General features: G+C 51.4%; 21 protein-coding genes. 13 read left to right on the top strand and 8 right to left on the bottom strand.

All coding sequences use genetic code 11. From position 1 onward, the window contains the following. Positions 1-28: 28 nt before the first annotated feature. Together JTN23_RS03325 and JTN23_RS03320 are read right to left on the bottom strand one after the other, a co-directional pair. A complete protein-coding gene (locus tag JTN23_RS03325) occupies positions 29-418 on the bottom strand; it encodes a thiol-disulfide oxidoreductase DCC family protein (protein WP_247232386.1) in 390 nt (129 codons plus the stop codon). After that, positions 418-3,312 (bottom strand): T9SS type B sorting domain-containing protein, encoded by a 2,895-nt coding sequence (locus JTN23_RS03320; protein ID WP_247232385.1) that lies wholly within the window; start codon positions 3,310-3,312, stop codon positions 418-420. Before JTN23_RS03320 ends, JTN23_RS03325 begins: the two co-directional genes overlap by 1 nt. A gap of 310 nt (positions 3,313-3,622) precedes the next feature. Here JTN23_RS03320 and JTN23_RS03315 point away from each other — a divergent pair, with 310 nt between their 5' ends. From JTN23_RS03315 to JTN23_RS03300, 4 genes are all read left to right on the top strand, one after another. Further along, positions 3,623-4,414 carry a succinate dehydrogenase cytochrome b subunit gene (locus JTN23_RS03315; protein ID WP_262918430.1) on the top strand — a complete coding sequence of 264 codons (792 nt, stop codon included), beginning with the start codon at positions 3,623-3,625 and terminating at the stop codon, positions 4,412-4,414. A 38-nt stretch (positions 4,415-4,452) separates the two neighbouring features. After that, entirely contained in the window at positions 4,453-6,441 is a 1,989-nt protein-coding gene (locus tag JTN23_RS03310; RefSeq protein WP_247232383.1) for a fumarate reductase/succinate dehydrogenase flavoprotein subunit, read from the top strand. A 333-nt stretch (positions 6,442-6,774) separates the two neighbouring features. Continuing rightward, positions 6,775-8,178 carry a DUF8728 domain-containing protein gene (locus JTN23_RS03305; RefSeq protein WP_247232381.1) on the top strand — a complete coding sequence of 468 codons (1,404 nt, stop codon included), beginning with the start codon at positions 6,775-6,777 and terminating at the stop codon, positions 8,176-8,178. A gap of 7 nt (positions 8,179-8,185) precedes the next feature. Further along, the gene (locus JTN23_RS03300; RefSeq protein ID WP_247233132.1) at positions 8,186-8,938 is read left to right on the top strand and encodes a succinate dehydrogenase/fumarate reductase iron-sulfur subunit; all 753 of its coding nucleotides are present in this window, start codon (positions 8,186-8,188) and stop codon (positions 8,936-8,938) included. 100 nt (positions 8,939-9,038) lie between these two features. Here JTN23_RS03300 and JTN23_RS03295 read toward each other — a convergent pair whose 3' ends face one another. The 4 genes from JTN23_RS03295 to JTN23_RS03280 all read right to left on the bottom strand — a co-directional run bounded on the left by JTN23_RS03295 (position 9,039) and on the right by JTN23_RS03280 (position 13,392). Further along, complete coding sequence (locus JTN23_RS03295; RefSeq protein ID WP_247232379.1) at positions 9,039-9,668, bottom strand: OmpH/Skp family outer membrane protein; 630 nt, start codon at positions 9,666-9,668, stop codon at positions 9,039-9,041. Between the two features lie 127 nt (positions 9,669-9,795). Continuing rightward, complete coding sequence (locus tag JTN23_RS03290; protein WP_247232377.1) at positions 9,796-10,155, bottom strand: hypothetical protein; 360 nt, start codon at positions 10,153-10,155, stop codon at positions 9,796-9,798. A 12-nt stretch (positions 10,156-10,167) separates the two neighbouring features. Continuing rightward, complete coding sequence (locus JTN23_RS03285; RefSeq protein ID WP_247232376.1) at positions 10,168-12,612, bottom strand: penicillin acylase family protein; 2,445 nt, start codon at positions 12,610-12,612, stop codon at positions 10,168-10,170. Between the two features lie 36 nt (positions 12,613-12,648). Then, positions 12,649-13,392 carry a copper homeostasis protein CutC gene (locus JTN23_RS03280; protein ID WP_247232374.1) on the bottom strand — a complete coding sequence of 248 codons (744 nt, stop codon included), beginning with the start codon at positions 13,390-13,392 and terminating at the stop codon, positions 12,649-12,651. Between the two features lie 327 nt (positions 13,393-13,719). On the opposite strand from JTN23_RS03280, the gene JTN23_RS03275 reads away from it, so the two are divergent. Further along, positions 13,720-13,941, top strand: coding sequence for a DUF2795 domain-containing protein (locus JTN23_RS03275; protein ID WP_132122348.1), 222 nt, complete (start codon positions 13,720-13,722; stop codon positions 13,939-13,941). Between the two features lie 56 nt (positions 13,942-13,997). On the opposite strand, the gene JTN23_RS03270 is transcribed toward JTN23_RS03275, so the two are convergent. Beyond that, a complete protein-coding gene (locus JTN23_RS03270; RefSeq protein ID WP_247232372.1) occupies positions 13,998-14,477 on the bottom strand; it encodes a sterol desaturase family protein in 480 nt (159 codons plus the stop codon). Positions 14,478-14,669: 192 nt separating this feature from the next. On the opposite strand from JTN23_RS03270, the gene JTN23_RS03265 reads away from it, so the two are divergent. From JTN23_RS03265 to JTN23_RS03235, 7 genes are all read left to right on the top strand, one after another. Beyond that, positions 14,670-15,311, top strand: coding sequence for an AlbA family DNA-binding domain-containing protein (locus JTN23_RS03265; RefSeq protein WP_247232371.1), 642 nt, complete (start codon positions 14,670-14,672; stop codon positions 15,309-15,311). 297 nt (positions 15,312-15,608) lie between these two features. Next, a complete protein-coding gene (locus JTN23_RS03260) occupies positions 15,609-17,357 on the top strand; it encodes a tetratricopeptide repeat protein (protein WP_247232370.1) in 1,749 nt (582 codons plus the stop codon). Then, positions 17,347-18,207 carry a lipoprotein insertase outer membrane protein LolB1 gene (gene lolB1 / locus JTN23_RS03255; protein ID WP_247232369.1) on the top strand — a complete coding sequence of 287 codons (861 nt, stop codon included), beginning with the start codon at positions 17,347-17,349 and terminating at the stop codon, positions 18,205-18,207. The genes JTN23_RS03260 and lolB1 overlap by 11 nt, the downstream gene beginning before the upstream one ends. A gap of 99 nt (positions 18,208-18,306) precedes the next feature. Continuing rightward, entirely contained in the window at positions 18,307-19,653 is a 1,347-nt protein-coding gene (locus JTN23_RS03250; protein ID WP_247232368.1) for a murein hydrolase activator EnvC family protein, read from the top strand. A 91-nt stretch (positions 19,654-19,744) separates the two neighbouring features. Next, positions 19,745-20,563, top strand: coding sequence for a 3-methyl-2-oxobutanoate hydroxymethyltransferase (gene panB, locus JTN23_RS03245; RefSeq protein ID WP_247232367.1), 819 nt, complete (start codon positions 19,745-19,747; stop codon positions 20,561-20,563). Position 20,564: 1 nt separating this feature from the next. Further along, positions 20,565-21,296: an RluA family pseudouridine synthase gene (locus JTN23_RS03240; RefSeq protein WP_247232366.1), complete on the top strand. Its 732-nt coding sequence runs from the start codon at positions 20,565-20,567 to the stop codon at positions 21,294-21,296. Positions 21,297-21,303: 7 nt separating this feature from the next. Next, entirely contained in the window at positions 21,304-21,600 is a 297-nt protein-coding gene (locus JTN23_RS03235; protein ID WP_247232365.1) for a DUF6787 family protein, read from the top strand. 112 nt (positions 21,601-21,712) lie between these two features. On the opposite strand, the gene JTN23_RS03230 is transcribed toward JTN23_RS03235, so the two are convergent. Continuing rightward, positions 21,713-21,877, bottom strand: coding sequence for a hypothetical protein (locus JTN23_RS03230; RefSeq protein ID WP_247232363.1), 165 nt, complete (start codon positions 21,875-21,877; stop codon positions 21,713-21,715). Between the two features lie 230 nt (positions 21,878-22,107). Here JTN23_RS03230 and mutL point away from each other — a divergent pair, with 230 nt between their 5' ends. Continuing rightward, positions 22,108-24,000 (top strand): DNA mismatch repair endonuclease MutL, encoded by a 1,893-nt coding sequence (gene mutL, locus JTN23_RS03225; protein WP_247232361.1) that lies wholly within the window; start codon positions 22,108-22,110, stop codon positions 23,998-24,000. Positions 24,001-24,019: the final 19 nt, after the last annotated feature.

The raw sequence follows: 24,019 nt of genomic DNA, 5'->3' as shown, positions 1-24,019 counted from the left end.
AGGATTACTGGTCAAAGTAGGAAATGGCTCAGACGAACCGCCCCCGAAGTTCGGGTGTAGGCATACGGCACGAGCTATTTTTACCAAACCACCGATAGCGGTTACGGGCCACCCAGCTATACACGGCGTCTCTTAGGAAGCGGGGCACCAGCTTGAATACATAGAAGCCAGTCCACATCCCGCCCAGCAGGCGCGCTACCTCCAGCGCCGCGTCGGACTTCTGGTACAGCCGGTCGCCTTTGAGGAGCAGAAAACTCTCGTATTGGTGCTGGGGCAGGCCGTACTTCTGCAGTACGGCCTGCCCTGCTTCTGATTGCAGGGAGGCAAATCGTAGCCGCTGCTTTGCGTCATGGTCGATCAGGAAGTTGACTGCTCCGTTGCACAGATTGCACACCCCGTCAAAGAATACAATATTCATTAGCGCAGCAGTTGTACCCACCCTTTCAGGATCAGCGGCTCGCTATTAGGGCGTACCGACTGGAAGCGTACCGAAGCCTCGTAGTAGTACTGGCCCGAAGGCAGATCCTGTCCGGCGTTGTTTTTACCGTTCCAGTTGATACCTACGTCCGTGGTTTCGAATACCTTGGTACCCCAGCGGTTAAATACCCTGAATTCCACCGTCTCCACAAAGCTCGGACAGCTGAGCGGCTTGAAGGTATCGTTCTTGCCGTCGTTGTTAGGCGTGAATACGTTAGGCAGCGAAAACTGCGGACAGTTATCCTTACATACGATGTTGCTGGGCGCACTCTCGTTACCGTACCGGTTTACGGCGGTCACGTAGTAGCAGCCGGCAAACGAACTGAGGTCGGTATGAGCATAGGTCATGGCCGGTGGCGTTGGAGGAGGCAGTACCGAAGCCAGGTACTTAGGCTCTTCACCATCAAAACGCGCATAGTAAATCTTGTACTCTACTATGTTAGGATCACACTCTCCACCCACGGCATTCTGAGCCGGATATGTCCACGACAGATTGTTGGTAAAGGTGGTCTGGTTACAGAAGGCATCCGCCGTCAGTGTAGCGCAGTCCAGTGTATCCAGCGACAGTACCGGCGGACACGGCCGGATCGTATCGATCGGGGTTACACAGATAATCTGTGAAAAGTTGTACAACAGCGAAGGCCTGATGCGGGCACTGTTGTACGAGCCTACCGTCTCCACCCGGTAACAGTAGGTGGAGTCGGCGGATAAGGTGATGGACTGAGTACCGTCGGCAGCGAAGCGATCGGTACCGTCGTCGGTGTAAGTGAATGTCTCCGGCCCCTGTACCTGTACCTCAGCGATCTGGTTGAATACGCCCCGCTGCGTGCGGCTCTCGCGGTATACCCGGTGGCGCTGATTGCTGTTATCCCAGGGTACATTGGCCGTCCATACCAGACGTACCTGACGCGAGGCTCCTCCCTCCTGCTCCAGTCGCACGCTGCTGGCCGGTTCGGTTTCATCAAATTTTACCAGACTTCCGTTGCTGGTAAAGTAGTAGTCGATGCGGTAGCGATACGCATTCGCGGTAGTGTTCAGGCCTCTGTCTACAAATAGGGTATCGGCTACGCCTGGCTGCAGATTCGTGTTGATGGTAGCAATCTGGGTAAAGTCGGTACCGTTAAGGCCCGTAGCCCGGAACAGGCGGTACTGCGAAGGCCCATCACCGGCACCTGGCGCCACTCCCAAAGGACGAGTCCAGCGTACGGTGATCTGACCGCGGGTCTGGCTGGTTGAGTCTACAGTTACGTTGGTAATAACCGGCATCATCTGAGGCAGGTCCAGACAGAACTCCGATGAAGGCAAGCTGGTACCACCACCGTTCAGACGGTTAGGCTCGGTAGGCAGAGCGCCCGGACGTGGGAACTCTACTACGATGCGGTAGCTGTAGTTGACACCCCGCCGTAGTCCCTGACCGCCGTTATTATCCACAAAGGAGGTTTCACCCACGGCTACGCGGCCTACTTCCTGGTACCCAAGCCCTACCGGCAAGCCCGGCTGACACAGGTCGGCTTCGTAGTTGGTACAACCCTCCCGACGATACACCACGATCTGAGCACCCGGTATCTGGCACTGGTACGAGCTCCACGTGATCCGGAAAGCCTGCCCCGACGGATCTGTCGCCGGCTCTGCTCGCAGGTTCTGTGGCTTGGGGCCATATACCCGTATCTTGACGTTGATGATATCTACCAGCTTCCTGAACAGCGACGGGTTGGGGAAGTTGGGGCCGGCATTATCCTCTACTTTGAATAGTACATCGTAGGGTTCCAGTCGGATATGGTTACAGCCCGTCTGCCAGTTAAACAGTCCGCTTACCTGCCCCAGGGCATTCTGCTGACCTACTGTAAAGGTTGCATTCTGTGCGGGTACCAGCGTGTTCTGATATACCCCACTGATGGAGGTAAGCGTTAAGCGGTCTCCGTTCTTGTCCCTGGCGGTGATAGATTGCCTGATCATCATACCTGCTTCTACGCATATATCTGGTATGGAGTCGAGTCGCGGCCGGTCGTTACGTACCTCAATCACAATGATCTGCATCTCGCGGACTATCTCACCGATCTTGACCCCGTTGCGCCATTCCTCCACCACAAAAGCTACGTTGTAGTAGCCCGGTATGGAGGGGGCATCCCAGATCAGGTCTCCCGTAATGGCGTTGATACTGAAGGTAGAAGGGAAAGTACCGTTTTCGGTAGGGCCTTCGGGCTGTACCCGGTTAGGATCAACGTACTGTACGTCGCGTCCACGGCCGGCAGCAGCGCTACGCTGAGGCGTCACCAGGCGGTAAGACAGACTATCGCCATCAGCATCGAAAGCTCCGGGGTTGTGGATGTAACGCTGTCCAACGGCCGCCAGATCAATCGGCGGATTCAGCAGTACGGGTGTACGATTGAGCCCCAGTGATGCGTTAATAACCAGGGTAGAACGAATAAAGAAATCAATCTCCTGAGTAGGTGGCGGCGATATGTTTAGTACGTTATTGTTCCGGTTTTGTAGTGCCGTAGAAATAACGAAGCGGCCCGGTGCCGGAAACGTATAAACAAAGGTATATTCGTTACGGGTCGTATTATTACCAATATCCACAATAGGCAGCTTACGCGGCACTACTATAGGTTGTCCTCCATCCCCCACATAAAAGGTTACATCTACCTGAGCATCAGCCGCAGGCCTACCGTTCTGCATATCAAAGTAGGCAGTCAGGGTAATTTCGTAGGTAAGGGAGTTGGAAGAGATCCTCCGAGCCGTAATCTCACCCGCCCGAACGTGGGTAGCCGCGGCGTCGTGAGCAAATACAGCAAGTAAAAGGAAAAGGAATATACACTGTAGTGATTGGCGCATATATTAGGAATTAATGCTTGTAACAGGTTTTTATGGATATACCTTGAACGAAAAATAAGGTAAAATATATGTGTTTTCAAAAGCTAAAAGTAAGTCTGCACCATTCCCGGCTCTCTCCATTCTTGATTGTGTACAAACCAAACAATCATTTTATACAAACTGTTAGACTGAGCAATCCTTAAAACTATTATAAATAAACACTAATTGAGCAAATTTGAACGGTATTTATTGTATCGGATTCGTTTGTCGCGTACCTTTGAAAGGTTATAATTCTACCATTTTTCGCACTAAATAAACCTAGTTGTTTGCTATGTCGTGGCTAACACAAACGTTATCGAGTTCTATTGGAAAGAAGCTCGTTATGGCCCTTACAGGCCTTTTTCTTTCTGTTTTCCTGATCGTCCATCTGGTCGGAAATCTACAGGTGTTTAAGTCAGATGAGGGATTGGCATTCAATTCCTATACAGTATTCATGACTACAAACCCATTTATCAAGACCATCTCGTGGGGTCTGTACGCTATGATCTTGCTGCACGCCATCGATGGCATTTACCTGGCTTACGTGAATCGTAAAGCTCGCGGTAGAGTCGGCTACAAGCGGTTTGACAACCAAAGTAGCTGGGCCAGCCGTAACATGGCTATTCTCGGAAGCGTGCTCTTTCTGTTCATCGTCGTGCACATGGGCAATTTCTGGTACTCCTACAACTTTGGCGAAGTTCCTTTCAAAAGGTACAACGTAGATCTGACCGAAGGCCGGCTTCTGAATACCGAGGTAATGCCCGAAGACTACCGACTCAGTACCAAGATGGAGCAAAGCCTCAGTGAGGATGGTACTACCAAAACGGTCATCGTAAAAGACCTCTACTCCCGCGTAGATGCCACTTTCTCTAACCCGCTGGTGGTACTGTTCTACCTGCTGGGAGTAGCAGCACTGGCTTACCACCTTGCCCACGGTTTCTGGAGTGCCTTCCAGACCGTAGGTCTTAACCATCCAAAGTACACGCCTCTGATTCAGGGTATTGGCTTCTGGATATTTGGAATTATTATTCCGGTAGTATTTGCAGCTATGCCTGTGTACATATTCATCCGGAACGTAATGTAATGTTTTAATTCACAATCAGTTAATTAAACAGATTATATATGGCAACTTCACCGCTTTTGGATGCCAAAATACCCGCTGGACCACTTGAAGAGAAGTGGAACAGATATCGTTCTTCAGTGCCGCTAGTTAACCCTGCCAATAAGCGCAGGCTCGAGATAATAGTAGTAGGTACCGGACTGGCAGGAGCTTCCGCTGCCGCCACTCTGGCTGAGCTTGGCTATAAAGTAAAAGCATTCTGTTTTCAGGACTCTCCACGCCGGGCTCACTCTATTGCCGCTCAGGGAGGTATCAATGCCGCTAAAAACTACCAGAACGACGGTGACTCGGTGTACCGTCTGTTTTATGATACAGTAAAAGGGGGCGACTACCGCTCACGCGAATCCAATGTATACCGCCTGGCCGAAGTATCGGGCAGCATCATTGACCAGTGCGTAGCGCAGGGAGTACCTTTTGCCCGTGAGTACGGCGGACTCCTGTCCAACCGCTCTTTTGGTGGTGTGCAGGTACAGCGTACATTCTATGCCGCCGGTCAGACGGGCCAGCAGCTACTATTAGGTGCCTACTCCGCTCTGGAGCGTCAGGTAGGGATCGGTGCTGTCAAGATGTACAGCCGCCACGAGATGCTGGACATCGTAATGATAGATGGAAAATGCCGTGGTATCATTGCCCGCAACATGGTGACAGGTGAGCTCGAGCGCCACGCCGGACACGCCGTCCTGATCTGCTCGGGTGGATACGGCAACGTATTCTACCTCTCTACCAACGCCATGGGTAGCAACGCAACGGCTGCCTGGAAAGCTCACAAGCGTGGAGCGTTCTTCGGTAACCCTTGCTTTACTCAGATTCACCCTACCTGTATTCCGGTGTCGGGTGAGCACCAGTCCAAGCTGACTCTGATGTCGGAGTCGCTGCGTAACGACGGACGTATCTGGGTACCCAAGAAGCAGAACGACAACCGGAACCCTAACGCTATACCTGAGGATGAGCGCGACTACTACCTGGAGCGCCGTTACCCTGCCTTCGGAAACCTGGTACCACGCGATATCGCCTCACGGGCGGCCAAAGAGCGTTGTGATGCTGGTTACGGAGTAGGCCCTTCCAAAATGGCCGTTTATCTGGACTACACATCCGCTATTGAGCGTTATGGTAGAGCAGAAGCCAATAAAAACAACCTTTTCAACGCTACTCCTGAGCAGATCATTCAGATGGGTAAGGCGGTTGTGAAGGAGAAGTACGGTAACCTGTTTGACATGTACAAGCAGATTACCGGCGAGGATCCGTACGAAGTACCAATGCGTATCTATCCGGCCGTGCACTATACCATGGGTGGTATCTGGGTTGACTACAACCTCATGACTACTGTACCTGGTCTGTACGCACTGGGTGAGGCTAACTTCTCAGATCACGGTGCTAACCGTCTGGGAGCTTCGGCCCTTATGCAGGGACTTGCTGACGGATACTTTGTAATCCCCTATACTATTGGAGCTTACCTGGCCAACGAGATTCGCTCGGGCGATATCTCTACTAACCACGAGGCTTTCGTAAGAACTGAGCAGGAAGTAAAGGAGCGTATCGAGAAGCTTCTTTCGATCAACGGTAAAACATCTCCTGAGCAGTTCCACCGCCGTCTGGGTAAGATCATGTGGGATAAGTGCGGTATGGCTCGTAACGCTGAGGGTCTGAAAGAGGCCATTCAGGAGATCAGAGCGCTGCGTAAGGAGTTCTGGAGCGACCTGCGCGTAGTAGGTACCGCCAATGAACTCAACCCTGAGCTGGATAGAGCAGGCCGTGTGGCTGACTTTATTGAGCTGGGCGAGCTGATGTGTCTTGATGCGCTCAACCGTAATGAGTCCTGCGGGGGCCACTTCCGGGAAGAGTTCCAGACTGAGGACGGAGAAGCTCTGCGCGATGACGAAAACTACATGTACGTAGCTGCATGGCAGTACCTGGGCGAAAGCCAGTGGGAGCTCCACAAAGAGGATCTGGTATACGAAAATATCAAGATCGCACAGCGGAGCTACAAGTAGTGCTGGCATAGCTTTTTCTAGCAGCGATAGCCGGGGAGTAAGTCCCACAGTTCCTAAAAGACTTACTCCCCATATTTATAGGTAAAGTACAACACTAACTTTAATTTTATAAGTATGTCGCCGTCCATTTACAGAACCATTTCCTGGATAGCATTAGGCCTCGGTATGGCCTCTGCTCTGCTTTTTGCCATTTACACCGATCACCGTTGGGAAGATTGGTACATTACTTTTAGGGCTTCAAAAAATCTGGCAGAGGGGGTCGGCTTTACTTATAACCTGGGTGAAAGAATCCACTCTTTTACTTCCCCACTGGGGACTTTAATCCCCGCTTTGTTGTACTATATCACCTGGAACGACGAGGCAGTTATCTGGCTTTTCCGTATTGTTAATGTTATTCTGATAGGTTTTACTGCCAAAATCTTGTTCAGCCTGTTCGTTGACAAGCTGAAGGCTCCTGTCTGGCTGGCATTTCTGATTACCATCATGTTCGTCTTTGACGAAAAGAGCATGGACTTCAGCATCAATGGTATGGAAACCGCCTTTATGCTACTCGGAGTTAGCTTATTCGTGCGGGAGTTGCTCAGTGATGAAAAGCTCAACCCGGTACGTATAGGCCTGATCTGGGCCTTCCTGATGTGGAGCCGTCCTGATGCCTTTATACACATCGGGTCTATTCTCGTAGGGTACCTCCTGTTCCGGAACCGGTCTTTGCCTTATATCACTACATTTTTCAGAGCTGGTGTTATCGGAGTCATCTGTTATATACCCTGGGTGATCTTTGCCTGGGCTTACTACGGCAATCCTATCCCTAATACTGTTCTGGCCAAGGGTTCACTTACCTTTAGTAATATAATAGATCGCGGCCTTAACTATGCCCAGTACATCTTTACCGGGATGGTTTCGGGTGACGGTCCTTTCATATGGATTTTTGCCCCCACCTACTACCAGACAGGTGGCTGGCCTGATGTACTTATGTTTGTACTGAAGTGGCTATGCTACGTGGTAGTTTTCCTATGGGCGGTGCCTAAGGTCAATGCCAATGCCCGCTTCCTCTCGTTTGCGGCCTTTTGCATAGCTTCATATCTGATTGTATTTTCGCCATTTATATATCCCTGGTATATCCCGGCTGTAACTATCTTGTGCATGATTGCCTTCGGTAGTGTACTTACCCAGATCGCCACATCCAGTGCTGCTACTGTTCAGGTGCGCAAATGGGCGCCGGCAGCTATGGTGGGCCTGGCGGTAATCGTGCAGGTGTGGGTATATACAGGTGGCCTTTCGCAGATGAAGATGCAGCAGCAGCTCATAGAGAACGGACTCCGGAAAGAAATAGGCCTCTATCTGAAAGAAGAAGCCGAAAGCAACAACGAAACCGTTTTTCTGGAACCGCTGGGCTACATTGGGTACTACTCCGGGCTTACTATGTATGACTACCCCGGCCTGGGCAACAAGACCATCATCAATGCACGTAAAACCCTCGGATCTGAGTCCTATATTGAAATAATCAACCACATCCAGCCTGATTGGGTGGTTGTTCGTCCTGGCGAACTCAGGACCAGTAAACAAGAACATTCAGATCAATTTGCGCATACTTACACACTGGTCAGATCGTACGACCGTAAACCCACTATCGAAAACCTGTCTATCTACGGGAGAGGGTACCTCAGATACGACAGTCAATTTTTAGTATACAAGAAAAATCAAACTGACAGTAAAAAAATAGCTTATGGACGCTAATGCTAACATGCATCTGACTCTGAATGTATGGAGACAAAAAAATAATAGTACAGAAGGTGGATTTGAAACATACGAAGTAAGTGACGTTTCACCGGATATGTCGTTCCTTGAAATGCTTGATGTACTCAACGAACGCCTCGTTCACGAAGGAAAAGAGCCCATTGCCTTTGATCATGATTGTCGCGAAGGTATCTGTGGAAGTTGCTCAATGTATATAAATGGCCGTCCCCACGGCCCTCTTAAAGGGGTAGCTACCTGCCAGCTGCACATGCGCACGTTCAAGAGCGGTGATACCATTGCGATTGAACCCTGGCGTGCGGTTGCTTTCCCGGTTCTTAAAGACCTCGTTACTGATCGCTCCGCGTTTGACCGCATTATAGCATCGGGAGGTTTCGTTTCGGTGAATACGGGAAATGCCCGTGACGCCAACAGTCTTCCTGTTGCCAAAGAAAACGCCGATGATGCCTTCATGGCAGCTTCGTGTATCGGATGTGGAGCCTGTGTAGCGGCTTGTAAGAATTCCTCAGCTATGCTATTCGTATCGGCTAAGATTTCGCAGCTGGCTTTACTGCCACAGGGACAGGCTGAGCGTAAGATCAGAGCTGAGAAAATGGTAGCTCAGATGGATGCCGAAGGCTTTGGTGCCTGCAGCAATACCGGTGCCTGCTCAGCGGAGTGCCCTAAAGAGATATCTCTGGATACCATAGCGCGTACCAACCGCGAGTACTTGGGTGCCAAGCTTACTTCCAGCGTCGTATAATAGTAGTAGATAAAGCTTAAATAAAGAGAGGGCGGCTGATTTATTCAGCCGCCCTCTTCTTTTGATAGTACTGACGAATTATTCTTCAGTACAATACTATTTATTTCTTGCTAGTTGAGTCTGCCTTGGCTGCTCCACCCTTGCTGGCTTTATCCTTATACTCTTTATTCAAGCCTGCGATCATCTTTTGAGTCACGTCCAGTGTGGTGTCGGCATAAAGGATGCCACCGCCCTGTGAGTAGCCCAGTACAAACTCATACTGGTTTTCGTCGTTGTACTTTTTGATGTACTCCTGGATCTGCTTGTAGAGCATTTCGTTTTTGTCGGCCTCCTGCTGAGCCAGTTGCTGAGCTGAACGATCACGGTACTGAACCAGATCCTGCTGCTTCTTCATCAGCTGTTGCTCGGTAGCACGAGCCTGGTCCAGCGTCATGGTCTGAGCTCTCTGCTGGAAGAAAGCAATTTCATTCTCAAGTGAGCGTCCTCTGGTAGTCAGATCGTTTTCCAGTTGGAAACGCTTATTTTCCAGTTCTTTTTTTGTCTCCTTAAAGAAATCGTAGTTAGTCAGAAGCGAATCTACCTGCACGTATACGATACGACGTCCGCCCACTGCGGATGAGTCACTAGAAGACGCTGATCCTGACTTACTTCCGGAAAAATGCAAAAAATACAACACTGCCAACGCCACAGTCAGCACAATGTTCCAGATGAGAGAAGTGTTATTGTTCACGATACTTAAATTGTTTTGGGGTAAAAGGTTGCTTTTTTTTAAGAGCCGCAAATATAATGATTTGTGTAGCACCGGCTATACATGCGGCATTAATTTGGTTTTGTGCTACTTACAGCCTATACTGAAGCTACCGGCGGTACACCAGCTCATCTTTTCTGACAAACATAGCGCGAAGATGATAGCCCGCCACTCCGGCAAAGCCTGCCACTAGTCCTCCTACCAGTCCGGCTACTCCAACCATAGCCAGGCCATTGGGCAGGAAGAAGATCTGGGAGATGCGGTCCGACATAGCTCCGTTCGTCTGATCATGCAGGTACCAGGCAAAGGCCGCCCACACGATACACAGGGCCGCAAAGCTCAGGAAGAAGGCCTTCCACCCGCTCCTCGACAGCCACATACATACGATAAAAGGTACCAGGGCGATGGTCCACCAGGGCAGGAAAAACTGCGCTATAGCCGCTACGACAAGTATGATTAGAAATTCCATGAGTCTGCTGTTTTAGTTTTTCTTCATTACTACCTTAGATGTAAGACGCGGGTGGCTCTGATCCGGCGACTGCAGGTACACCAGTTCTTTGAGCTCACCTTTTTCCCACGTATCGAGCAGGTTGAGGTAGTAAGGGCTACCAGGGTTACCCGACTGACCACCCGGATAGATACCGTAGGCCTTGGGCTCAGGCCCCAGCTCTACGACCATCCGCCACGAGGGACCGTGGTGCTTGCTGGTCGCATTGACGATGCTGCCCCCGCCCCCGTTGCGAATCGGCAGGGTATTGAAGGGCTTCAGCATACGGGTCAGGTGACGAATCTCAGTATCCTTCACCAGCGCCCACTGCCATTTGGTTCCCATGGGACCGTGGTGAATGGTGAGCGTATCCATAGCTGCTTTGAAGCTACCCGCTACTACATCACGGATAGTCTCGCGGGCAGGTGTCTTGACGTTGTCAAACCACGGTGCGTCCGGCTGATTCAGGAGCATGTACAGGGTGCGGTCGCGGGTAGGATAGCGCATAAACAGCGTGTCGGACGTAAATTCGTCTTTCCAGATGGCATCAGCTAGTGTAGGGTGCCACTCTTCAAAAATAGAAGCCGCCACGGACGTAGGCTCGTTCTGATAGTCCCACTGCTCCAGTAATTTTACGGCCGCCTTTTGCGCCGAATTCAGGGACACCGCTTTTACATAGGTCAGGAGCGTGGGCAGTATATTACGCGCCAGTACGTTGAAGTTGTCATTCTGCAGCAACCGCAGGCTATCTCCCGTGGCCTGAGTCATAGTCTGCAGGCGCTCATTGATCCGGACCCCACGTTCCGAAGGGGCCTGGCGCCAGTTGATGTAGTACGGATAGGTAGGATCCACGGATGACTGATTGGCCGAACTGACAAATCCTCTGGGTGGGTTCTTGACGTGCGGATTCTGCTCCATCGGTATCCAGCCTTTCCAGTCATGGGCGGGGTTGCTGCCGTCCAGTAGGAACTTGCCCTGTTGCTTCCACTTTAAAGGAAACTTACCGTTGACTGTGATCGCGATGTTTTTGCTGTTATCCGCAAAAACGAAATTTTGAGCCGGGCCTACGTAGTGGGTGAGCGCCTGCCGGTAGTCATCATAATTGGACGCCCGGTTGAGGGAGTGAAAAGTCAGGAAGCTGTTACCGGGCTCGTGGCCGATCCACTTCACGGCCATGGTAGGTCCTTTGTGGTATTCTCCTTTATAAAAGGCAACCGGTCCATGGTGGGTGTACACTACCTCTTCACGCACATCGGCCTGTCCTTTTACCCGTATTACCTCCTCCCGCTTACGGGTCTCCTTCCACTGGTTGTCGTGCCAGTAGGCGGCGCGGGTCGTATCCCTGAACTTTACCTCATAAAGGTCCATCACGTCAGCATCTACGTTGGTAACTCCCCAGGCCACATTCTTATTGAAGCCGATGATTACACTAGGTATGCCCGGTAGTGATACGCCATATACGTTCACATCCGGCCCGGATAGCTGTACCTGGTACCAGATCGAAGGCAGTGTCAGCTCCAGGTGCGGGTCATTGGCCAGGATGGGATAGCCCGTAACCGATTTCTCGGCTCCGATGGCCCAGTTGTTACTGCCCAGCCCCTCTACCGGAGGCTCCGATACAAGGGACTTGTCTACAATAATGGACGAATCAATGGGGGCATCCGGCTTGGGTGCAGCTGGCAAAGGAAGGGGTTTGAAGTCCCAGGGAGTACCTTCGGGTATAATAGGGCTCTCCTGAAATACAGGGTAGTTAGGAAACAAATCATCAACTACTGCCTGGCCGTAGCGCTTCAGGATGTTGGTCATACGGAGGTCATCGGCTCCGCCCGCGAGGGTCTGGGTCATTTGCTCCAGCATCAGCATACTCTTGATGGGTCCCCAGGGCTCAGGTGCATACCCCAGTAGCTTAAACTCCACGGGGTAATCCTTTGGCGCCAGTTGACGGATGTACTCATTGACACCCGCGGCATAAGCCACCATAGCCTCCCGCGATTGCGGATGGCTCATGATGACCTTTAGGTTAGCTTCTGCTCCGTAGCCCAGACCCAGGCGTCGGTTGCGGCGGTCCATCTCCAGCGTAGCCGGACCCAGTACCTCCGACAAGCGCCCCGCGGCAGCACGAGTTTGCAGGTCCATCTGCCACAGGCGATCACGGGCTGTTACGTACCCCTGAGCGTAGTACAGGTCGTAGTTGTTTTTGGCAAAGATGTGGGGAACTCCGATGTCGTCGTAGCGGATCGCTACTTCTTCCCGCAGGCTATCCAGGCTGAGCTCCACCAGGGTTGTGTCATCTGAGTGCAGGACTTCGCCATTTTGCCAGAAACCAGTATACGGACTAATAAATGGCCCTAAAGCAGGTACCGGTCCCCACGGGCGACTTAGCGCATATACTAAGCCGGCCGCAATGATTAGACTCAGGAAGGCTTTTACTATTTTCATATAGAGGGTTAAAGATAAAAGAACTAAAAGCTATTTCTACTCCAATTCTATCCGCCGGGCGGCTTCCACAATGGCTTTGATACGCAGGGAGTCACTGTACATTACACTCCGCTCATCGGGTACCTCACCGGCCATGGATATGTCATCCGGAAAATAGGTTTGGCGTCCCGGGCGGAATGCCTTACCAGTCAGGTGCAGGGCATGTACTCCGGCTGCTACCAGTACAGGGGCATTCTCTGCATTTACTCCCCCACCGGCCATAATCTCGATCCGGCCATCGGCCTGTTCGGCCAGGCTTTCCAGGAGCTTCCGTCCCTGAGGGGCTGCCGGCTTCTGGCCCGAGGTAAGGATACGCTCTGCTCCGGCTTCAATGACCATTTCCAGGGCTTCCGACGGATCAGGAGTCAGATCAAAAGCCCGGTGGAAAGTCACTCCCATCGGGGCAGCCAGTTCTACCAGCTCCCGGGTAGTCGCTACATCCACCCGCCCATCCGGCTTCAGCACGCCCAGCACCACTCCGTCTGCTCCCAGCCTACGGGCTATATCTATGTCCCGCCGCATCACTTCCAGCTCCTGCTCGTCGTATACAAAGTCTCCCCCGCGCGGGCGAATCATTACGTACACCGGGATCTGCAGGTGCTCCCGCACCAGGGCTATCAGACCGGCACTGGGCGTGGTTCCTCCTTCACCCAGTCCTCCACAGAGTTCTACGCGTCCGGCTCCCGCCAGTTGGGCATTAAGGCAGGACTCCAGCGAATAGGCACATACTTCAATAGTCATTTTCTGGTCAGTAAAAGGTTTATTCAATAAAATTGGAAAATTAGCAAACAATTTCGTCAGGATACTCTTCTAGTAGGTAAATACCCAAAGGATGCCGTCCTAAACAGGATAGATCCTATACAAACGCCATCAAAATCTAGTATACATATACTTTCTTCCTCTTGCGTAATATATTAGCTTTCAATATATTACACAGGTATAGAAAATTTTTTTTCACAAGCAAAAATTTTTTTAATAAATTCTTGTTTAAGATTACCGAGAGTAGCATTTTTTTTTACTTTTGCACTCCAAAAATTTTTCGTATCATTTAATCGAAAAGACTTTACTATGTACTGGACACTTGAACTAGCATCGTATCTTGAGGATGCACCATGGCCAGCTACCAAAGATGAGCTAATTGACTTCGCCATTCGCACCGGAGCACCATTGGAGGTAGTAGAAAACCTACAGGAACTGGAAGACGATGGGCAGCCTTATGAAAGCATCGAGGAAATCTGGCCTGACTATCCAACCAAGGAAGATTTCTTCTTTAACGAAGACGAATACTAAAAAAGAGCGGCACCTGTACGGTGCCGCTCTTTTTGTATCCGGATAAGTAGTGTCGTCTACTCCGGGTCGGTTGCCTGTTTATGGAGCTTCTGGTGCTCATACTTGGGCGGCGCGTACAAAAACCCAAAGGCCTCCGCACCTTCACGCACGTGTACCTTATGATGGATGTAGTGTGCTTTTATGATTCGTTTCATGTAGCGGCTCCTGGGCTTGTACCTGGTCCTGATCCGGCGGTGTACCAGTATATCATGAAAAATAAAATACGACAGGCCGTACAAGGTAATCCCAAATCCTATCCACAGCAAAGGACGCAGCGAAGGCACCTCCGCTCCTATTATAATGATAGCCGTAGCTATACATCCGAAAATCACACTGAACAGGTCATTCTTCTCCCACCAGCTCTTGTGGGGAGCGTGGTGCGACTGGTGCCAGCTCCACATAAATCCGTGCATGATATATTTATGCGTAAACCACGCAAAGCCCTCCATCAGCAGGAAAGTGCCCAGCATAAGCAGTATATTCAGTAGTAGCTCCATAGTGATTGGTAAGAGGGTGTTGATAGCTGTTTAGGATCAAAAAATAGTGGTTCCAGAAGGGACAAAAAGCTATTGAAAAAACGATTTTCATACGAATATTGTTAATAAAATATATTTCAATAAGCGCTTTTTAGGAAATAAGGAATTGCCTATCTTTAAAAAGCTCAGTCTTCATTTTAATTCCGAACAGTCATGGATTTACGATCTCTAAAAGAGTTAGTCAGGCAAGGCGAGGGGGACCGTTTGGAATTCAAGCTTAAGTCCAACCATCCTGAGCGAATTGTCCGTGAAATCGTAGCCTTTGCCAACTCCGGAGGAGGTAAACTGCTCATTGGAGTGGGGGATGATAAAACTATCAAAGGGTTAAAATACGCCGATGAGGACGAGTACATACTGGTGCGGGCGATTGAGAAGTACTGTACCCCGGAGATCAGGTACCGCATGGAGCGGGTACAGCTCCCTGACGAACGCGAAGTACTTGTGTTCCATATACTCCATAGCCCCGACAAGCCCCACTACGTCATTGATGAAGAGGGAAATCGCCGCGCCTATGTACGTGTAGCCGACCGCTCGGTACAGGCAAGCAAGGAAATGCGGGAAATCATGCGTCGGGCCCGCCAGGAACGTGATGTCCGCTTTCAATACGGCGAAAAGGAGCAAAAGCTTATGCAGCTTCTTGATAAACAGAAGAGCGTAACGGTAGACTCCTTTGCCTCTACGGCCGGTATACCCCGCAATATGGCTTCCCGTACGCTGGTGCTACTTGTACTGGCCAACGTCCTGGAAGTACACCCCGATGAAGTGGTAGATCGCTTTACAATGGCTATGCTTTAATATACTTAGGTTAACCTGCCCGACAGCCCCAAAGAGCTATCGGGCTTTTTTTGACACCTCCTATCGGGCAGTCTGATACACTACAATAAGGCCTCCAGCGTTCATACTATTAGTAGTATCTGATACTCAAAACCAGGAGGCTACGGTTTCGTAGCTGCCGTTAAACAATATTCAGATACTTTTGTAGTTAAATCAATCAATACCACGAGTAGTTCTTCTACGTAAGCCGCCTAATATAGTATATTTGTTTGGTACAGAAGGCTCAGCATGGGTAGCCGGGTATGATAATTAGCAGACATGAGAACACAGTATTTTAAAATAGCCCTGCTGATGGGCCTCCTGGTAGCATCCGGCGCCGATGAAGCCTTCGCACAGCGTCGTACCAAAGCGCGCGGCGATAAGGAAAAGAGTGGTGGTGTGTCGGGCTTCCGTCTGGAAGAGGAAAGCCTCACGGCCGACGGCATGAAGTACATGATGATGGATGAACCGGCCCGCGCTCTTCCTATCTTCGAGAAACTTATCAAGCAAAGCCCCAGCGACCCCGCTGGCTACTATATGGCTGCCACAGCCCTTATGAAGCTGGACCGGCTCAATGATGCGGTACAGCACTCCCTTAAGGCCTACGAGCTCGACAACACCAATAAGTTCTACGGACAGCAACTGGCCGAAATTTACGGCAAGCAGCGCAAGTACCACGAGGCGGCGGCTGTCTATGAAATTCTTCTCAAGAAAGACCCGGGCAATATCCAGTATGGTATAGAGCTGGCGGCGGTATATGTATTCAGCGATCAGTTTGATAAGGCTATCGCTACGTATGATCAGCTGGAAAAAACGCTTGGAGTAACGGAAGAGATTATCCACCAGAAGCAGCAGCTGTACCTGCGCCAGAACAAGCTCACTAAGGCCATTGAAGAAGCGCGTAAGCTCATCAACGCCGAAGCCAACGAAGTATCGTACCGGATCGAGCTGGCGGAGCTGCTGATTGCCAATGAGCGCATCGATGACGCGGTAGCTCCACTCGAAGAAGCCCTGCGCCTCAACCCCGACGAAGCCCAGGCCCACGTACTGCTGGCCGACATCTACCGCCGGAAAGGAGATGTAGAGAAGTGTAACAGAGAGCTCCGTATTGTATTCTCAAACCCCAATCTGGATGCAGAACCCAAGGTAAGAGTCTTGTCGGGGTACCTGACTATGCTCAAAACCGACAAAGACCGCCAGGATGCCCTCCAGCTGGCCAAACAGCTGGTAGAAACGCACTCCGGTGAGGCCCGTGCCCTGGTACTGTATGCTGACTTGCTCGTGCAGCAGGGCCGCAAGGCTGATGCCCGCGATATGTACAGCCGCGCGGCCCGGATCGATGGCTCCGTGTTTGAGGTGTGGGGTGCTGTGCTGCAGCTCGACGGTGAGCTCAACCAGGTGGATAGCCTGCTGGTGCACTCAGAGCAGGCCCTCGAGATGTTCCCCAACCAGGGTATGTTCTGGTACTCCAACGGGTCGGCTCACCTGGTCAAGCGTAACTACAAGAAAGCCGTATCTGCTCTGGAAGAAAGCCGTAAGCTGATTAATAACAACCCACAGATGATCCCGATCATTAATGCGCAGCTGGGTGATGCTTACAATGGACTGGGCGACCATTCCAAATCTGACTCTTCGTACGATCTGGCCCTGAAAGAGGACCCCAACAACGATCATGTCCTGAATAATTACAGCTATTTCTTATCCCTGAGAAAAGAAAAGCTTGACCTGGCTCTGCAGATGTCCGAGCGGCTGGTGCAGCGCCATCAGAACAACGTTACCTTCCTGGATACCTACGCCTGGGTACTGTATACCCGTAAAGAGTATAAGAAGGCCAAGCAGTATCTGGAAAAAGCCGTTCAGAGCAGCGAGAACGTGAGTGGTACCATCCTGGAACATTATGGTGATGTACTTTTCCAGCTGGGTGAGCGGGACAAAGCAGTGGAACAGTGGAAAAAAGCCAAATCCAAGGGCGAAGTAAGTGATCAGATCGATAAGAAAATCACAACCGGAACACTGCATGAACAGTAAGATTATCTGGTGGTTTGGGATAGTGGGCTGCCTGTTATTTACGGCCTGTCATAAGCCCCGTACCCAAAGCACCCAATCCAGTGAAGTACTTAGTAAAAAAGACTCAGCCAAAGTAGTAACTGCGGACACGATCCGTGCTGACACCGTAGCGGCCAGACAGCCGGAAGAGGAAGGCAGCAAGATCAATATCAACGTAGAAGAGATCAACTTCAGCTACCTGCTGGCCCGCTCCAAGTTTTCTTTCAAAAGCCGCACCCAGAATATTGACAACGCCAACGTCAACCTCCGGGTCAAGAAAGACAGCCTGATCTGGCTGTCAGTAACCGGAGCCGGGTTTGAGGTAGCCCGTGGCATTATTACGCCTGACTCTATCGTATTCATCGATAAATTCCACAAAGAGTACTTTGTCTTTACCTACCCGCAGATCAGCCGGCAGTTTAACTTCGAGCTGAGCTTCCCGCTTATTCAGTCTCTCATTGTAGGCAACCTGCCCCTCCCGCGCGAGCCGGACCAGAAGGTACGCCGGGAGAAAGACTACCTGCTGCTTCGCCAGAAGGAAGGCCGCATCATGATAGACAACTACATCGGCGAGAACACCCGCAAGCTCAAACGCCTCCAGGCCGTTGAGCAGCCTTCCCGTAACTCCCTGACGCTGGATTACGAAGACTTTCAGCAGTTGAGCAACTACCTGTTTCCGTACACCAGCCTGATCACCCTGGACGTCAAGTCACCGCAGGACCAGCAATATTACCAGACGGTCATTCGTATCAAACATAATAAGGTAGAACTGACCGACTCGAGTCCCGGATTCCCGTTTAATATACCATCCAGCTATAAAAGAAAACAGTAAATACGGGGATTGATAAGGCATGGGTTAGGGCTAAACTCCTAAGTCTGCTTACCTTTGCGGGAAGGAAGGAGGTCATGCACGCTCCTTAAAAACATTATCATGCGTTTTCAAAGTACTTTACATCGTGGTTTACTCTTACTCCTGCTCCTGACAGCCATCAGCAGCATTGAGGCGTTTGCTCAGAAAAGCCGTCAGCAACTCGAGCGTGAAAAGCGTGAGAACCAGGACAAGATGAAAGAGATACAGGGGATTCTGCAGGAAACATCTTCTCAGAAAAAAGTAAGCGTGGGGCAGCTGCGTGCCTTGAATCAACAGATAACTACCCAGAAGAAACAGATAGACCTGCTATCGGACGACCTGCAGATTCTGGATAAGGAACTCCGTAATCTGGAAAAAGCCCGGCAGGAGCTCAACAACGATCTGGGTAAGCTGAAGAAAGAGTACGGCCACATGATCTATGAGGCATCCAAGCGCAACGCGTACCTCAACCAGCTGGTCTTTCTTTTCTCGGCTTCTACCTTCAACCAGTTTGTACTACGCTACAAGTACCTGAAGCAGTACACCGACTCCCGGCAGGAGCAGGTAAAGCAGATGGAAGAAGTACAGCAGCAACTGGCCCAGAAGCGCGAACGCATTACCGTTAAAAAACAGCAACAGCAAAAAGTACTGACGACCCGCGTCGACGAAGCGAAAAAGCTCGAAAACCTGAAGGTACAGCAGGACGTCGTAGTAAAAGAACTATCACAGAAGGAATCACAGCTAAGAACCGAACTGGCGGCCAGTCGCCGTGCGGCCAACCAACTGGAGTCCACCATCCGCCGCCTGGTAGAGCGCGAGATGCGCGAGCGCGCTGAGCGGGAGCGCCGGGAGCGGGAGGCGCGGGAGAGAGCCGAGCGGGAACGCCTGGCCCGTGAAAAGGCGGAGCGCGAACGCGCTGCCAAAGCTGGTGAAACACCGGCAGTAGTAGCCGAAGCCCCTCCCGCCGAGAAAGAACCCGCTAACACTGGAGGTATGACCAACGAGGAAGTAGCGCTGGCGTCATCTTTCACAGCCTCGCGGGCACGCCTGCCCTGGCCGGTCAAAGGCTTCGTATCGGACCACTTCGGACGAAAAGCGCATCCGGTTCTGAAGGGAGTGATGGTAGATAACCTGGGGATTGATATCCAGACCAGCAGCGGCGAATCAGTAAGAGCGGTATATGATGGTGTGGTACTGGACGTAACGGATATGCCCGGCATGGGTAACGTAGTAGCCATTCAGCATGGTGACTACATGACCGTGTACGCTAAAATGCAGAACGTGTCCGTCCGGACGGGGCAGAAGGTAAAAGCCCGGGAGCCCATCGGTACCGTTGCCAGCGATAGTGATGGCACCTCGGAGCTACAGTTTCAGATCTGGAAAAACACGACGCGCCTCAACCCCGAGCTATGGCTCCTGAGGCGGTAGTCGTCCGTATATCGGGTACCTGTAAAGTAGGTACCTGCAAATCATCTAATCAAATAGCTTTTAGCTACTAACTAATTCCTAACAGCTACTCATGTCTGTACATACTCCTGATATAAAACGCGTAACGACCCATATCATCCAGGAGATGAAAAACCGGGGCGAAAAGATATCGTGTCTGACCGCCTACGACTACTCACTGGCCGGTATTGTGGACGCTGCCGGTGTCGAACTGATTCTGGTAGGTGACTCTGCCTCCAACGTCATGGCGGGGCACGAAACTACGCTCCCCATTACCCTGGATCAGATGATCTACCACGCGGCTTCGGTAGTACGGGCCGTGAAGCGGGCTCTGGTGGTAGTAGATTTGCCTTTTGGCTCCTACCAGGGCAACTCAGAAGAAGCCCTGCGTTCGGCCATCCGGATCATGAAGGAATCAGGAGCACACGCCGTGAAGCTGGAGGGCGGCCTGGAGATCAGAGACTCTATTGTTCGTATTCTGAGTGCTGGAGTACCCGTAATGGGCCACCTGGGGCTCACGCCTCAGTCTATCTATAAGTTTGGTACCTATACCGTACGGGCTAAGGCCGAGGCCGAAGCCCATAAGCTTATCGAAGATGCCCAGATGCTCGAGGAAACCGGTTGCTTCTCCGTAGTACTGGAAAAAATTCCCTCGACGCTGACGAAGCAGGTTTCCGAGAAACTGACCATTCCGACCATTGGTATTGGGGCAGGTCCGCATGCCGATGGGCAAATCCTGGTACTGCACGACCTGCTGGGCATTACCAAAGAATTCAAGCCGCGCTTCCTGCGTCGCTACGCGGATCTCAATAGCATTGTGCACGACGCTATCTCTAACTACGTGGGTGATGTAAAAGGAAGATCATTCCCCAACGAAAAAGAATCTTACTGATATGGCAAAATATCCTTTTCAGGTTATATACGAAGACAACCACCTCATCATCGTCAATAAGGAGCCGGGTATACTGGTGCAGGGCGATGCCACCGGCGACAAGTGCCTGCTGGACATGGTGAAGGAGTACATAGCCGAGAAATACAACAAGCCCGGAGCGGTGTTTCTGGGTACAGTACATCGGCTGGACCGCCCCGTAAGTGGACTGGTGGTATTTGCCCGTACCTCCAAATCGCTGGAACGCATGAACGAGCTGTTCCGCAAGCGCGATGTGCAGAAGATCTACTGGGCCGTAGTACGTAACCGGCCGCCCCAGCCGAAGGGTAAGCTGGTACACTGGCTCAGCAAAGATGAAGCAAAAAACGTAACTACCGCCTACGACTACGAAGCCCCCGGTACTCAGCGTGCCGAGCTCTCGTACCGCGTACTGGGCGAAATAAATAAGTACCATCTGCTGGAAGTAACACCCATTACGGGGCGTCCGCACCAGATCAGGGTGCAGCTGGCCAGTATGAACTGCCCGATCCGGGGTGATATCAAGTACGGCTATCCTAAGCCCAATCCGGACGGAAGTATCAACCTGCACGCACGCCGCCTGTACTTTATCCACCCGGTCAAGAAGGAGCCCATAATCTGCCGGGCCGGTGTTCCGGCCAATCCGTTCTGGGAGGAATTTCTTTTACTGGACGACGAAGTGATCAAGGACGATAATATGGACTTTCTATACGAATAGCAGCGGTATGTGGGAAAAACTCAAACAACGCTGGAATGTCCAGAGCGGGTGGGACGTAGCCATCATCCTGCTGGTATTCGCCTGCACCGGCTTTTCGATTATGTACATCAAGCGGGCCCTGTTTGACTGGGTCGGACTGGACCAGGCGGCTGCCTGGCTACGCTGGACGGCTAATATCCTGGTGATCCTGCCCCTCTACCAGGTAGTACTGCTGGCCTGGGGATGGCTGTTTGGCAAGTTTGAGTTTTTCTGGCAGTTCGAGAAAAGAATGATAGCCCGCATGGGCGGGCTATTCAGGCGGTAGCAATCTACCTTAGTAGCAGTTAATTTCTTCCAGTGAGCTCTCTGAGCATAGCAGGCCCTCCTCCTCATCCGTAGTCTTTTCTCTTATAAGCCTGCGTAGGATAGGGGAGGAATCATAATTCCATGTCCAACCACATGCGCTGTGCCATTTTCTCCACCGTAGCCACTATGCCCTGTACAGCGCCGAAAACAATACAGAGTGGCAGGATAATCGGCAGAAAAACAAACCACTGCAAAGCCCTGGAATGGTTGAATTTCTTTGGACTGGGTGTCTTCATCAAACTAGCGGGTTACAGTACTAACATTTTATTCATTAACGCCTAAACACTCACACAATGTTATACTAAGAGGCCACATTGTTCTTCATTTAATCAAAAATAAAACACGATTTATTATATAGCAAATCTTTCTTGCGTTTGATGCTGCCCGCTCGAAAAAAGATACTATCACCTTACAAAATATTGTTGTTAATTTGTTAACCTAACCAACCTCTTTGATCATCTGCATCATGACTACCTCAAATGTCATACAATTACTACCCGATTCGATCGCTAATCAGATCGCGGCGGGAGAGGTAGTACAGCGGCCGGCCTCTGTGGTTAAAGAGCTACTGGAGAACGCAGTAGATGCCAACGCCCACAATATTCAGGTCATTATCAGGGATGCGGGCAAGACCCTCATTCAGATCATAGACGACGGTGATGGTATGTCGGAGACCGACGCCCGCATGTGCTTCGAACGCCACGCTACTTCCAAAATAAAAACTTCTGACGACCTGTTTCGTATCCGGACCATGGGCTTCCGGGGCGAAGCGCTAGCCTCCATTGCGGCGGTAGCTCAGGTGGAAATCCGCACCCGCCGCGCCGACGACGAAATAGGTACCCTGATACGGATTGAAGGCTCGGATGTAAAGCTTCAGGAGTCGGTGGCTACGCTGCCTGGTACCAACCTGCTGGTCAAAAATCTGTTTTTTAATGTACCTGCCCGCCGCAACTTCCTTAAGTCTAACTCGGTGGAGATGCGTCACATCCTCGACGAGTTTCAGCGGGTAGCGCTGGCTCATCCGGAGGTGGGCTTTTCGCTGTACCATAACGACGTTGAGATCTTTAACCTCTACCCCGGTAAGCTGGTACGCCGCATCGTGGATATGTTCGGCAAAAACTACCGTGAGCAACTGGCTTTCTGTCAGGAAGAGACTTCGTACATAAGCGTACGGGGCTACATCGGCAAGCCGGAGTTCGCGCGCAAGACCCGCGGGGAGCAGTTCTTCTTCGTCAACGAGCGCTACATTAAGCATAGCTACCTGCATCATGCTATTATCAGCGCCTATGATGGTACCATTCCCGAGGGAAGCCATCCTTTCTACGTGCTTTTTATCGAGATAGATCCCTCGCATATAGATATTAACATTCATCCTACCAAAACGGAGATCAAGTTTGACGATGAGCGCTCTGTCTACGCCATTATCATGGCTGCCGTCAAGAAAGCGGTAGGAGTGTACAACATGACTCCGCCCATCGACTTCGAGGATAATGTGAACTTTCTGGTACCGCGCATCCCGTCAAAGAATGCTCCGGCTCCCCCCCCGGCCCCCCGGCCCGTACAACCCGACTGGGCCGCTCAGCCCAAAGAACAGGGAGCAGAGCGCCAGCGCAACAACCTGACCAACTGGAACAAGCTGTTTGAGGGGCTGAAGTCAACGCCGGAGGAAGAGCAACAGGCAGCCATTGAGCTGGATTCGCCGGTATCTTCGCGGCCCTCTTACAAGCAGCAGGCCATGACCGTAGCCAGTAAGGTCAACCGCCTTGCCTCAGAGGCCATCTCGGCTCCCGATGGAGATGCCGTTCTGTTTCAGTTGCACAACCGGTACATCCTGTCGCAGGTCAAGGAGGGTATTATGCTTATTGACCAGAAAGCTGCCTACGAGCGCATTCTGTACGAGCGGTACCGCCAGATGCTGACCAAGCGCAACGGCGCCTGCCAGCAACTGCTGTTTCCCAAAACGGTACGGCTTAGCCCTTCGGATATGCAGCTGGTAGCCGATACCCGGAATGAAATCCGTAGCCTCGGATTTGAATTTGATGAAATCGGACCCAATGAACTGATTGTGCGGGGTATTCCGGCCGACCTGCCCGACGAAAGTGAGCAGGATCTTTTTGAAGAGCTCATCGAGCAGCTTAAGCAAAGCTACTCGGACCTGAAGCTCGACAAGCCCGATAGCTTGTCCCGCTCGCTGGCCAGGCGTTTTTCGGCCCGCTACGCGGTAAAGCTATCCCTGCTTGAGATCAACACCCTGATTGACCAGCTTTTTGCCTCCTCTGACCCTAACCGGACACCGGGTGGCGACCCCATTATTGTCATGCTGACTCTGGACAAGCTCAATGCATTGTTTAAGGGGTAGGTCAAACGAAATCCGGCCA

Origin of the sequence: Telluribacter roseus (assembly GCF_017355915.2) — a bacterium.
Taxonomy (GTDB): Bacteria; Bacteroidota; Bacteroidia; order Cytophagales; family Spirosomataceae; genus Telluribacter.
The sequence above is the reverse complement of the archived record's forward strand: the minus strand, read 5'-3'. Positions and strand labels throughout refer to the sequence as shown.

Coding starts and splice junctions, on each gene's coding strand:
- JTN23_RS03230 (WP_247232363.1), bottom strand. CDS start 21,877: ATGAAGACACCCAGTCCAAAGAAATTCAACCATTCCAGGGCTTTGCAG.
- JTN23_RS03300 (WP_247233132.1), top strand. CDS start 8,186: ATGCATCTGACTCTGAATGTATGGAGACAAAAAAATAATAGTACAGAA.
- JTN23_RS03290 (WP_247232377.1), bottom strand. CDS start 10,155: ATGGAATTTCTAATCATACTTGTCGTAGCGGCTATAGCGCAGTTTTTC.
- JTN23_RS03270 (WP_247232372.1), bottom strand. CDS start 14,477: ATGGAGCTACTACTGAATATACTGCTTATGCTGGGCACTTTCCTGCTG.
- JTN23_RS03240 (WP_247232366.1), top strand. CDS start 20,565: ATGGCAAAATATCCTTTTCAGGTTATATACGAAGACAACCACCTCATC.
- JTN23_RS03315 (WP_262918430.1), top strand. CDS start 3,623: ATGTCGTGGCTAACACAAACGTTATCGAGTTCTATTGGAAAGAAGCTC.
- panB (WP_247232367.1), top strand. CDS start 19,745: ATGTCTGTACATACTCCTGATATAAAACGCGTAACGACCCATATCATC.
- JTN23_RS03260 (WP_247232370.1), top strand. CDS start 15,609: ATGAGAACACAGTATTTTAAAATAGCCCTGCTGATGGGCCTCCTGGTA.
- JTN23_RS03320 (WP_247232385.1), bottom strand. CDS start 3,312: ATGCGCCAATCACTACAGTGTATATTCCTTTTCCTTTTACTTGCTGTA.
- lolB1 (WP_247232369.1), top strand. CDS start 17,347: ATGAACAGTAAGATTATCTGGTGGTTTGGGATAGTGGGCTGCCTGTTA.
- JTN23_RS03275 (WP_132122348.1), top strand. CDS start 13,720: ATGTACTGGACACTTGAACTAGCATCGTATCTTGAGGATGCACCATGG.
- JTN23_RS03250 (WP_247232368.1), top strand. CDS start 18,307: ATGCGTTTTCAAAGTACTTTACATCGTGGTTTACTCTTACTCCTGCTC.
- JTN23_RS03280 (WP_247232374.1), bottom strand. CDS start 13,392: ATGACTATTGAAGTATGTGCCTATTCGCTGGAGTCCTGCCTTAATGCC.
- JTN23_RS03310 (WP_247232383.1), top strand. CDS start 4,453: ATGGCAACTTCACCGCTTTTGGATGCCAAAATACCCGCTGGACCACTT.
- JTN23_RS03285 (WP_247232376.1), bottom strand. CDS start 12,612: ATGAAAATAGTAAAAGCCTTCCTGAGTCTAATCATTGCGGCCGGCTTA.
- JTN23_RS03325 (WP_247232386.1), bottom strand. CDS start 418: ATGAATATTGTATTCTTTGACGGGGTGTGCAATCTGTGCAACGGAGCA.
- mutL (WP_247232361.1), top strand. CDS start 22,108: ATGACTACCTCAAATGTCATACAATTACTACCCGATTCGATCGCTAAT.
- JTN23_RS03235 (WP_247232365.1), top strand. CDS start 21,304: ATGTGGGAAAAACTCAAACAACGCTGGAATGTCCAGAGCGGGTGGGAC.
- JTN23_RS03265 (WP_247232371.1), top strand. CDS start 14,670: ATGGATTTACGATCTCTAAAAGAGTTAGTCAGGCAAGGCGAGGGGGAC.